This window comes from Tenacibaculum sp. 190524A05c, assembly GCF_964036595.1.
Classification (GTDB): domain Bacteria; phylum Bacteroidota; class Bacteroidia; order Flavobacteriales; family Flavobacteriaceae; genus Polaribacter; species Polaribacter platacis.
This window is the reverse complement of record NZ_OZ038523.1, coordinates 3465445-3477104: the sequence shown is the minus strand read 5'-3', so window position 1 is coordinate 3477104 and position 11660 is coordinate 3465445. Positions and strand designations below refer to the sequence as shown.

At 31.1% G+C, this 11660-nt stretch carries 13 protein-coding genes and 1 tRNA gene; 6 read left to right on the top strand and 8 right to left on the bottom strand.

The annotated features are described in order from the left end of the window. The first annotated feature begins 189 nt into the window (after positions 1-189). The 4 genes from ABNT61_RS15475 (at position 190) to ABNT61_RS15460 (ending at position 2763) form a co-directional block, all read left to right on the top strand. Positions 190-690 (top strand): endonuclease V, encoded by a 501-nt coding sequence (locus ABNT61_RS15475; RefSeq protein ID WP_348743871.1) that lies wholly within the window; start codon positions 190-192, stop codon positions 688-690. A 9-nt stretch (positions 691-699) separates the two neighbouring features. Beyond that, positions 700-1455, top strand: coding sequence for a hypothetical protein (locus ABNT61_RS15470; protein ID WP_348743870.1), 756 nt, complete (start codon positions 700-702; stop codon positions 1453-1455). A gap of 157 nt (positions 1456-1612) precedes the next feature. Then, positions 1613-2209: a hypothetical protein gene (locus ABNT61_RS15465; RefSeq protein ID WP_348743869.1), complete on the top strand. Its 597-nt coding sequence runs from the start codon at positions 1613-1615 to the stop codon at positions 2207-2209. A 170-nt stretch (positions 2210-2379) separates the two neighbouring features. Beyond that, entirely contained in the window at positions 2380-2763 is a 384-nt protein-coding gene (locus ABNT61_RS15460) for a hypothetical protein (protein WP_348743868.1), read from the top strand. Positions 2764-2851: 88 nt separating this feature from the next. Here ABNT61_RS15460 and ABNT61_RS15455 read toward each other — a convergent pair whose 3' ends face one another. The 8 genes from ABNT61_RS15455 to ABNT61_RS15420 all read right to left on the bottom strand — a co-directional run bounded on the left by ABNT61_RS15455 (position 2852) and on the right by ABNT61_RS15420 (position 11036). After that, positions 2852-3256, bottom strand: a complete 405-nt coding sequence (locus ABNT61_RS15455) for a hypothetical protein (RefSeq protein WP_348743867.1) — start codon at positions 3254-3256, stop codon at positions 2852-2854. Between the two features lie 137 nt (positions 3257-3393). Then, positions 3394-5517 carry a peptidylprolyl isomerase gene (locus tag ABNT61_RS15450; RefSeq protein WP_348743866.1) on the bottom strand — a complete coding sequence of 708 codons (2124 nt, stop codon included), beginning with the start codon at positions 5515-5517 and terminating at the stop codon, positions 3394-3396. Positions 5518-5630: 113 nt separating this feature from the next. Continuing rightward, the gene (locus ABNT61_RS15445; protein ID WP_348743865.1) at positions 5631-6923 is read right to left on the bottom strand and encodes a hemolysin family protein; all 1293 of its coding nucleotides are present in this window, start codon (positions 6921-6923) and stop codon (positions 5631-5633) included. Further along, complete coding sequence (locus tag ABNT61_RS15440; RefSeq protein WP_348743864.1) at positions 6923-7117, bottom strand: hypothetical protein; 195 nt, start codon at positions 7115-7117, stop codon at positions 6923-6925. Before ABNT61_RS15440 ends, ABNT61_RS15445 begins: the two co-directional genes overlap by 1 nt. Then, positions 7117-7689, bottom strand: coding sequence for an LPS export ABC transporter periplasmic protein LptC (gene lptC / locus ABNT61_RS15435; RefSeq protein ID WP_348743863.1), 573 nt, complete (start codon positions 7687-7689; stop codon positions 7117-7119). Before lptC ends, ABNT61_RS15440 begins: the two co-directional genes overlap by 1 nt. Next, complete coding sequence (locus tag ABNT61_RS15430; protein ID WP_348743862.1) at positions 7689-9008, bottom strand: hypothetical protein; 1320 nt, start codon at positions 9006-9008, stop codon at positions 7689-7691. The genes lptC and ABNT61_RS15430 overlap by 1 nt, the downstream gene beginning before the upstream one ends. Before the next feature lie 14 nt (positions 9009-9022). Continuing rightward, positions 9023-10315 carry a hypothetical protein gene (locus ABNT61_RS15425; protein ID WP_348743861.1) on the bottom strand — a complete coding sequence of 431 codons (1293 nt, stop codon included), beginning with the start codon at positions 10313-10315 and terminating at the stop codon, positions 9023-9025. Beyond that, complete coding sequence (locus ABNT61_RS15420; protein WP_348743860.1) at positions 10308-11036, bottom strand: type III pantothenate kinase; 729 nt, start codon at positions 11034-11036, stop codon at positions 10308-10310. Before ABNT61_RS15420 ends, ABNT61_RS15425 begins: the two co-directional genes overlap by 8 nt. Before the next feature lie 100 nt (positions 11037-11136). On the opposite strand from ABNT61_RS15420, the gene ABNT61_RS15415 reads away from it, so the two are divergent. Then, positions 11137-11209 (top strand) — tRNA-Phe (locus ABNT61_RS15415). A gap of 46 nt (positions 11210-11255) precedes the next feature. Then, positions 11256-11537, top strand: a complete 282-nt coding sequence (locus ABNT61_RS15410) for a GIY-YIG nuclease family protein (RefSeq protein ID WP_348743859.1) — start codon at positions 11256-11258, stop codon at positions 11535-11537. Positions 11538-11660: the final 123 nt, after the last annotated feature.

The window sequence follows — 11660 nt, the reverse complement described above, 5'->3', positions numbered from 1 at the left end:
GTTGCTTTTTTTGTTTTAATTAAATTCTGATATTTATTCCTCTTAAGGAAGATTTGCAAAAAAGAATTGCTATTTTTAATCTATTCAACGCATAAAAAAGCTAAAAAACAACTGTTTAACAAACAACTATATAAATGCAGAAATACCTCATTGTTTTATATACAAACGTTGGCAAACATTTCTAAAAAAATGATAATTGCAATTGATGTACACTATAGAGAATTAGCAAAAACTGTTGCAATAAGCTTTAAGGATTGGGAATCCGAAGAGGTAATGAATATTAAACAATCTTTTTCTAATTACTCTTCAGAATACATCTCTGGGGAGTTTTATAAAAGAGAATTACCATGTATTGAAGGAATACTAAATGAGTTTAACAAAACTGAAATAGAATTAATAATTATTGATGGTTATGTTACTTTGAATGAAGAAGGGAAATTTGGGTTAGGCGCTTACTTATTTGAAAAATTGAATTCTAAAATTCCAATTATTGGAGTTGCCAAAAAAAAGTTTAGTGAAGCTTCAAATAATCATATCAAAATATATAGAGGGATTAGTAAAAACCCACTATTTATAACCTCAATTGGGATAGATTTAAAAAAATCTGCATACTTGATTAAAAATATGAAAGGAAAGTACAGAATTCCAGACCTTCTAAAACTAGTAGACCAAAAAAGTAAAGAAAAATAATAGAAGAACATGACTAAAAATTCAGAATTAAAGATACTTGAAATGGCAAATTATTTTGCCGAAAAAACCGGTATTCTAATTCCAAAAGAAGTTTTGGATTTTTATTCTCTTCACGAAAATGAAAATATCGATTTAGAATTCATTCGTTTGTTTAAGCACCAATACGAATCAATTAAAAATGGTGACAAACCTTATATATCTATCCTAATATCTGAAAAGTTGGCGTTAGAAATTATAAAGTTATGTTTCACTATTCCTGAACATAACAGAACTGAAGTTCTATTTGACAAAATAAAAAACCATCCTTTCAATGAAATTGGTGAGAAAATGTATTTCAAGAATGATAAACTTTATAATAGTTTTAAAAACAAACCTATTGAGGAAGACTATGAAGAGTTTATTTTAGATGAAATACTTTATTCTGTAAACGACTACGATTTTAGAAATAATAGATTTAATTTCTCATTAGTTCAAAAGGCTTATGAAAATATTGGGTCTGAAATTAATAACATAAAAGCAATTTTAATCTTATGGGCACATTGTGGTGGAGAAGGTGGGATTATAGTTAAAGGAAAAAACAATGGATACGAGACAGGCTATGCACATATTGATGATTCGGAATTAAATTTTAAAGGTAAAACCATAAGATATAGAGGCTTTCTACACGAAGAAAATGAAAAAATATACACAGAAATTGATAAAAAGAGATTAAAAGAAAAACGTATGCCAACAACGTATAAAAATAATGGAAGTTTAAGTACTTAAACGAAAGATAAATAATAAAATAAAGTTCATTTATAAACTGAAAAGTTAGTGCTTAAAAACCTGCTACTTTTCATATACAAGACCGTTTTAACACATTTAAGAAAAATCATAGCGAATGATTGAAAAATACCGAAATCGATTAAAAGAAATAATTGAAATGTCATTTCGGACATTGGAAATGAAACTTGCAAATGGAGGAATAATTTCTAAAAATGAGGCTTCTTTCCAACTTGAATTAGGATATATTTTAAAAGTCTTTGGACAGCTTTATGAATTTCATCCGAACGAGAAATTCAATCTCGAAATGGAAAATTATATAAAGTTAAAATCGACTAGTATTAAAAGTAACAGCAAAAATGCGAGAGTAGATATTTTGGTAACTTTTGGAACTGAAAACGAGTTTGCGATTGGAGCTATTGAATTAAAGTACTTCAAAAAGAAAAACCATAGAGAACCAAATAATAGATATGACATTTTCAAAGACATTTCGAATCTCGAAGCATATAAAGAAAATGGAATTGACTTGAATTATCTTTTTATTTCGACTGACCATAATCACTATGTAAATCAATCAGAATATTCTGAAGACACCAAAGATTTTGACATCAGAAAAGGTTCGAAATATAAATCAGGTCAAGTTTTAGAATATCGGACGGCTAAACCATATGGACCTCCCATCGCATTGAAAGGAAATTATGAGTTTAATTGGAGCGAGCCGACTGAAAACATATACTTTACTACAATAGAAATTTAAAGTAACTAAATAACAAAAAACTTGTTACCAACAATGAATAACCTCAATTACGGCGGATTCGACTACGTCCGAATCCACTCGGAATTACCAGGGTCAGTGCTTAACCCAAAAACCCTAACTTTAAACCCGTAACTAACGATTATACGAGACCGTTACATGCAAGTACGAAAATGACAAAAGAAGAATATTTTGAAAAAGCAAAGTTTATTTGGCAGGAATATGTACCAAAATCTGGACAAGCAAAGACAGTTCAAGGTGAACTACTTCGAGCAGTTGAAAAACTGAGAGATGAGGCACATCGAAATGGAAATATTAATTGGGATGATGGACATGAAATTTTAGGACTTTACGTTAAGGACATTCTAATAAATTCTAATGAATTTGACCAAGAAACCGTAAACCAAATTGAATCAGATATCCAAAGACTTCTGAATTTTGAACAACCTTATTTAGATGACGATATTTATGATCGATTAACGGACAGAATTGTAGATTGGTTTATTAAGAACCCAGATAGTGTTCCACACGAATACAACACTGATTTGCATCGATAATTTATAAACAAAAACGCTATCTTAATTGAGATAGCGTTTTGTTATTTACGAGAATTTCTTTATCAAAATTTAATAAATAAGTACTCCCTTATTTCCAAATACAATCTCCTTGAAGGACCCCATACTTATATATTTTAATTGAAGAAACTTGATCATTAAACCTTATTTTATCAAAATTTACAATGCTACTAGTTGCAATATAAACACGCGCATTTCGATGTGTATCGTTAAAGTGACTATCTTGATACATCACAACTTTCCAACCCTGATTTTGAGGTATATATAAAGACGAAATTTGATCTTGCCAACCTATATTTCTTAGTTCGAACTCCGTACAGTTAATAGATAATGATGCTCCTTTGAAATTTGCATGAACATAAAAAACAGGCATACCATAGGATTGTGTATTCTCTAATTTACCCTCATTATAATTGGTCTGAGTTTCAAAAGTTATTGTACCTAACAAACAAAATAAAACCGCTAATTCTTTCATAATCAAGTATATTTAAACAATTAATATATTACTTGATAAATATAGATATCAATCTAAACCTAAAATATACCTAGTAATAGGTATAAAAAAAGACCGAGTAAAAACTCGGTCTTTTTTTATATAATTTAGGAATGATCTTATTGATCAATTCCGTAGAATGAACTTACTCCATCTTCAATATCAGAAGCTTTCTTAATCGCTTCAAACATATTAAATGTTTGGTTTCTTCTTTGATTTGCTAATCTCTTACGATATGTATCATAGTTTGGTAATGCAGTAGGTAATTCTTTACCTGTAACAACAAATGCATATACTCCTCTATCTCCAGCAATCTTAGTGTATAATTGACCTTCTTTTGCATTTAACATTGCTCCAACAACTTTTGGCTCAAATCCAATTCCTGTTAACGTAGGAGACTTTAAATTAACTGAAGAAATAGATCTTACACTTTGTTTGTTTGAAGATGCGATATCTTTTAACGTAGATCCTGAAAACTTACCGTCTAATATTGCAGCTTTTTTCTCATTTAAGATAATTGGACGCACTTTATTGATCGCTTTGTCAACAGGCATTAATCCTTTTTCCGTAATGTTAGTTAATGTAGCAACTACATATCCTCCTTCAACATCAAAACGCTTGTAATCTCCAACTTTAAGATCTTTACCAAAAGCCCAAGTAATGATTTGTCTTTCGTTTCCTAAACCAGGTACATTTTCGTCTAAAGCTTTTAAACCAACAGCTGGTAACGTAGTTAAGTTCTTTTGCTTCGCAGCTTCATCAATACTAGTTCCTTTAGAAATATCTAAAGCAAAAGTTTCAGCATCTTGGAATACATTATTCTCTGTTACTTCTGAAGCTTCAATTTGACGAGCAAATGTTGCTAATTTAATAGCTTTCTGGAAGTTCTTTTGTCCTTCAACTAAAATTACGTGATATCCGAAAGTAGACTTTACTACTCCCATATCTCCTTTTTTACCTTCAAAAACAAAATCTCTAAATTCAGGTACCATTCTGTTGTATGGGAACCAATCGTAGAAACCTCCTTTTTCAACAGATCCTTTATCTGAAGAAAATTCTTTTACTAAACTTTCGAATTTAGATTTATCTCTTTTTACAACAGTTAATAAACTATCTGCTAATTGCTTTGCTTGCTCATCAGTATTTGTTACAGATGGATCTGCACTTGGCGCACCAGCGATAGGAATTAAAATGTGTCTTGCTTGCGCAGAATCAGGTAATTCCATTACCTCGGTAATCTTTGATAACTTGAAGTATCCTTGATCTTTATAAGGACCAAATACATCGTTCTTATTACCATTGAATAATTCCTCAGCAATAACTTGTGGAACTTGCGCTTTATATTGAATTACATCTTTGTAAGGAAGATCTGAATTAGTTTCCTCTAAGAATAATTTATAATCTGTAGTAGATTTTAAACCAGGAACAGCAGCTCCTTGTTTGTTTGTAGAGTCTTCGATTAATTTAGCTACTTCTGCTTTAATCTCTGCCTCATCCTCTGGAGTAGCATTAATGTTAAACTTAACATATCTTACATCTCTAGAAGCCTCAACCTCAAACTCAGCAGGATGCTTAGCAATGTAATCTTTAATTTCTCCTCTTGTTACAGTTACTGAACTATCCGGAACAGAAGTATAAGATAAGTATACTAAATCTGCATTAATCTTAGTATTTTCAGTCAAGTACTCGTTTTCTCCTTCTTTTAAAGAAGCTCCTAAACCTGCAGCTACTAAGTTATCGTAAGTTGTTTTTTGTAAGTTACTTTTTACAGAGGCCATATATTGTCTCCAATTAGCCCAGTCTGCTCCGTTTTCAGCTTTGATAGTTGCTAAAAACTCTTTGAATTTTTCCTTATCAAAAACATCAGTAGTTAAGAACCTAGGATCGTTTTTGATAAATTCTGTATCATATAAAGCCTTTAAAATATCAGCTTCTCCTACAGTAATTCCAGCTTCTGCTAACTGGCTATCGTAAATCTTCTGACGTAATAAGTTATTCCAAACAGTTTTCGCTGCCTGCATTTCAGATACACGATTACCTGTTTGCGCTTTATAATTATCTAATGCTTCTGCAAATTCTTGACGAGAGATTGTTTCACCATTCACCTGCCCAACTTCATTCATCTTTGTAGAATTAAAGAAATCTGATAACGTTGATGGATCTAATACAAAAGCAAATAGTGCTAAACCTATGATAAGAATTAATAACCAAGAGCGTTCTCTAATTTTCGATAAAATTGCCATTTCTACATTTATTTTATTAACAGTGTGCGAAAATACAATTTCACATTAAATAATGCAACGTTTTTGACAGTTTTACCCAGACTAAATTATTGAAGACTAAATTGGTTACTCAATTAGCTCTCTACAGGAAGAACTTCAAGGTGAACTGTATCGATTTTTGTAGAGCTTACTTTGGTTATTTTTATTCTAAAATTATCAATCTCTATCTCCTCATTTTGCTCAGGAATACTCTCTGTATGATTGATAATAAAGCCTCCTAAAGTTTCATAAGCTTCTTCTTTAGGAATACTTAAATTATATTCTTCGTTGATATAATCTACTTCTAATCGAGCAGAAAAATTAAATTCTATATCGGTAATTTTTTCTTCTAATAGTTCTAAATTATCGTGCTCATCTTCAATTTCTCCAAATAATTCTTCCACAATATCTTCGACAGTTATAATTCCAGAAGTTCCGCCATATTCATCAACAACTAAAGCTATACTTTTTCTTTTCTTCATCAGAACATTCAAAACATCATTGATAATCATTGATTCTGGAACGATTTCAACTGGTAATAAAATTGACTTTATAGTTCTTGGTCTTTTGAATAATTCATAAGAATTGACATAACCAATTATATCATCCAAAGAATTTTTATACACTATAATCTTAGAAAAACCACTTTCTATAAAAGCTTGTTTTAGATTTGAAACTGTTTCGTGTAATTCAACAGCGGTAATTTCAATTCTAGGCACCATAATTTCTCGTGCCTTAACTTTATGAAACTCTAAAGCATTCTGAAAAATCTGGATTTCTGAGTCCATTTCTTCATCTTCTTTATTTGTTTCTAACTGTTCCGTAATATAGTTTCCTAATTCCTCTTTACTAAATTCCGTTTGTACTTCATCTCCTTTGGTTTTGAAAAATACTCTTAGAAAGAAATCAGAAATAGACGAGATAAAACTAGATAATACATAAAAAAGAAGAAAGAAAATATATGCTGGTATCGCAAAGATTTTCACCGCTTCATTTGCATAAATACGGAATAATGCTTTCGGTAAGAATTCAGCCGTTACCAAAATAACTACAGTTGAAATTAAAGTTTGCGTTAGTAACTGTAAATCCTCAAGTAAATAATTTAGTATAAAATAGTTTGAAGGAAGAAAATTTTGAAACCAAGTCATCAATAACTCTCCCATGAAGTAACTATATACAACTAACGCAATGTTATTACCAACTAACATCGTAGTAATAAATCGAGAAGATTTCTCAGTAATTTTCGTTAGGATTTTAGATATAAAATCTCCTTTTTTCTTCTCTAATTCTAAATACAATCGATTTGATGAGATAAAGGCAATCTCCATTCCTGAAAAGAAAGCCGAAAAAAGAATTGAAATGAATATAATTACAACTTCGTAACTCATTATTGATTATTTCGTCGCTCTATTTTTTTTCTAAAGTTACGTTTAAATAAAAATATTAACAACATAAATACTGCAAATGCAATGCTAAAATACGCCTGTTCTCTATTCTCATTCCATCTTGTTCCAGCATCAATAAGCAAAACGACTGCAACAGCGATATATCCGTACTGCGTATATTTCCAAATTTTATTCATTATAAGTCACCTTGTTTAGTTTCTACTTCTCCCGTTATATCTTTTAAAATCCACTTTGATAAATCTTGTTTTGATTCAAAACCATAACCGTCAATTGTACTGCTTGGTGTTGTTAATCTAAAACCATCTTCAGTAAAGAAGTATTTTTCTCGTTGATCCCAAAAAAGTTGGTTTGTTTCTAATTTCAAACTATCTGTATGATTGTACACCACAACGTTTCCTTTTATTTCTGAAACTTGTGTTTTCGCGTAGGATAAAGCGTAATTACCAGTAATTGTAGTCGAATCTTTACCTTCATTTTCATACGTTATAATCTTTATTCCTTTCGGAAATTCATTATACGGATGTTTTTCTCTATTAGAAAAATCGTGAAGTACAGGAGTTATTAATTTCGAAGTAACCTTTCCTGAATCCTTATATACATGATACGCATTTTTGGCTACTCCGATGGGTAAGTTCTTATCTGCTAATAAATCTCTTACTTTTTTAGCATCATTTGTACAAGAAAAAAGCATTGCTATCAAACCAATGACAGCAATGCTTTTGAATATATGTTTTTTAACTATTCTCATTAAGACTTTGGTACACGAACTGTTTCTCCAATCCAACATCCTACTTTATGAGCACTTCCTGCAGCAACACCCTTTGTGAAGATTAACTTCTTAGAAGGAATATTACCTCTATAACTTCTAATATATCTTCCAGCTCCACTACCTGGATCAACTCTTTGTGCTTTTTGAGCTTTATTTAAAGCTGCAACATATACCATTCTCTTTTCAAACTCATCATTTCCACATGAGTTAGCACTCTTTACATATAAACTTGCAATAAATAAATAAGCTTTACCCATGTTCGGGTTATACTTTAATGCTTGATACGCTAATGCTCTTGCTCTAGATTTGTTTCTCGTTCCTTGAGCCTCTCTTAACTTAAGTCTTGCCTTTTTAAGAGGATCAGTTTCTAAATCGAAAGCTTTCTTACGCATATCAGCTGCTCCACTCTTATCTCCATTTCTTTCTAAAACTCCAGCTACAAAGTTAAATGCATCCGCAGATTGTGTTACATCAGCATAAGCTTTAGCCATTTTTTCGAATAATGGATCTGTTTGACATCCTTTATTATATAATCTTGATACACTTCTTCTTAACCAAACTCCATCAGTCTTTTTTGCATCGAAATCTTTAGATAACATTGGAATTAATCTTTCACAAGTTGCAATAACAGAAATATCAGCATCTAAACCACCTTCTACTAAACCTAGCGCTTTTGAGTTAATTGTATACCCTTTTAATCTCTTCTTTTCTTTAGCATCAATAGTTCCTAAAGAATCTTTAGCTAATAATTTACCAATCTTCTTATTATAATCATCTAACTTCTCTCCCACTGATTCCATTACATCATCATAAGTATCAAAAACTTTCTGTGGATCAGAATCTTTATACTTTGCAACGATACCTTTAAAGTATTTGAAGATATTTTTAACTCCCATATCTTTAGGAGAAATCTTATATGCTTTTTCTAAAATATTGAAAATCTCAGCATCAGATGCTAACTTGTTCGTACTTAAAAAAGTTGCATAATCACTATGCGCTTTAGCAGCTCCTTTATTTGGGAAATTAGCTAAACGTGTTTCATAAACCTTTTTATATAATGCTGCATCTTTAGTATTTTTAGCAGCTTTTGCACCATACTTATAAATATTAACTGATAACGATGCACAGTTGGTCATTAAGTAATTTAAATTCTCTTTAGACTGCTCATACTTCTTAGTATTAACATCTCCTTTAAATAAATTATACTTGATATTACACTCTTGACTTGCCTGAGCATTCAATCCTACTGCCGCAAACAAAAATAAACCAGTTAGTAAATACGTTGTTATTTTTTTCATTATTTCAGTTTTTATTAGTCTATTCGCCTCTTTTGGAACCAGTTTGTACTGTTCAAAGATAAGCTTAATCTTATATTAAAGTAACTTTCTTTTATTAAATTGTTGTCTATAGTACCCTTCTGTCCGTACTCAAAACCAAGATTTAAACTTGATAGTTGTCTTGGCATTGGTAAACCGAATCCAAGATTTATGCCAAAGTCGTCAATTTGAGTAAAATTTGTTCCTGAATTTGTTCCATCGACAAGTAACCCTGTATTTTCAAAACGAAGACCCGCACGATAAGTAATTCTTTCCCAGTAACTTGAAATCGAATTAACTTTAGGAATATAATACCCTCCCAAAGACAATCTATTTGAAGAATCAAATCTATAAGTAGATCCTTGAACTACATTTCCTTGATTTACAAATGCATCTTGGAACTCATAATCGATACCTGCATACCATTTATTTTGCTTTCCAATTCCAACTCCCATAATTGTTTTAACAGGATTGATTAATTGTCCGCTTACACTTCTATCATACAATGTATCTCTTGGCTCTTCTTGACCAGTTACAGCTGAGAAATTGAATGAATACAATCTTTCTGCTCCACTTACACTAAGCTCACTTTCTAATTGGATTGCAGCACCAGCTACAACTTCTAGATCGTTTTTTAATTTCTTTTTGTATTGTGCACCAAACTTGAATTGTCCTCCTCTTACACGAGTTTCTTTTTCGTATTTGGTTAATAAACTAACTCCAGCACGTTGATTTGAAATATTATTTTCAACCGTACCGAAAATAAATCCAGCTTCTACACCTAAAGCTAATTCATCAAAAACATTAATACCAAAAGCACCAAAAACTCTAGATGTACCTCCATTTCCATTAAAACGAGTTGCTTCTAAAAAATCTCCATTAGTATCATTTATACTATTTAAAACAGCATAACCAACACTTGAAACTGGTTGCAACCCTGCAGAAAAACCTGCATTTTTCCCGATTGGAAAACCTAAAGCAATATATCTTAAACTTGTTGTATTACCAGAATCTTCTGAAGTACTACTTGAAATATTTAATAATGAAAGTTCACCTCCCAAAGCATAGGTTGCAAATCTTAAATCTGCATTTGCCGCTGGGTTAATAAAATTTAAGTGATTAACATCTTTTAACGCTACACCTATTCCCCCCATTGAGGATTGTTCAACTGTAGTTCTGCTAACATCTTCTCCAATACCAAAAAAAGAATAAGGTGAAGAACTGTTTCTTTGTGCAACTAAAGACGTTGAAATTGTTACTAAAACTACAATAAGAATTCTCTTAATCATCCGCTCTGTTATAAATCAAAATTTTGTGTAATCCCTCCAAAACCAAATTTGGATTGGCAAATATGTGATTTTTTAATTGTTTAGCCAAAAAATTCGTATCTCCTCCTGTTAAAACAACTGTTAAATCTTGATATTTAGTTTTGTACTGGTTTATTACCCCATCAATTTCATTTACAATTCCATAAACTACGCCAGAATGGATACTGTTATTTGTATTGTTTCCAATAATACTTGATGGTTCTTTTGTTTCTAATAACGGTAATTTTGAAGTATAATTATTTAGAGACTTATAGCGCATTTTTAAGCCAGGAGAAATTGCTCCTCCTAAATATGTTCCTTTATTCACAAAGTCGAAAGTAATACATGTACCTGCGTCAATAATTAAAACATTCCTTTCTGGAAATTGAGAAACTCCGTAAGCGGCAAGTGCGATTCTATCGACACCTAATGTTGTTGGTGTTTGGTAATTATTCTTAAATGGGACATTTGTACTATGATTTAGTTCAATTAAATCTAAAAGTTCGTGAAGCTTTTCGAGCTTTTCTGACGATAAAGTAGCCACTGCAGATATAATTGAATGCCTAATTTTATTTTTTTTTAAAATTTTTTTCGTCTCTGAAATTATTTCTTCTTTTTGAAAAACCACAACTTCATTTAAGCTATCTTTTTCAAATACAGCGGCTTTCGCACGAGTATTACCAACATCAATTATTAAATCCATTTGTTCGATTTATGAGGGATGCAAATTTATAATAGATTTTTTACATTTTTATTTGGTTCAATTCAAAAAACTGTTATATATTTGCATCCGCTAACAAGCTGGTACCTTAGCTCAGTTGGTAGAGCAAAGGACTGAAAATCCTTGTGTCCCTGGTTCGATTCCTGGAGGTACCACTTCAAAAGCCCTGATTATTCAGGGCTTTTTTTTATTTCAAATAACATGCACTTCTTATATATTATTTACAGTCAAACTCTTGATAAATTTTACATTGGAGAAACTCATAATCTAGCAGTTAGAATAAAAAAACATAATCAGCACGAATATTCTAAAGCATATACTAAAGCTGCGAGTGATTGGATATATGTGCTCCAAATGAAATGTAACAACAAAGAAGATGCTCTATATCTTGAAAAGTTTATTAAAAGAATGAAAAGTAGAAAGTTCGTTCAAAAAATTATTGATACTCCAAAAACACTAGAGGATATACTGTTAAAAAGGTAAAAACTGGTTCCCCCGAAGCATCGGGGCTGAAGGTACCACTTCAAAAGCCCTGATTATTCAGGGCTTTTTTTATTTCAAGGCATATCCTAATCACATCGCTGAATACATAAAAAATACGCTAAA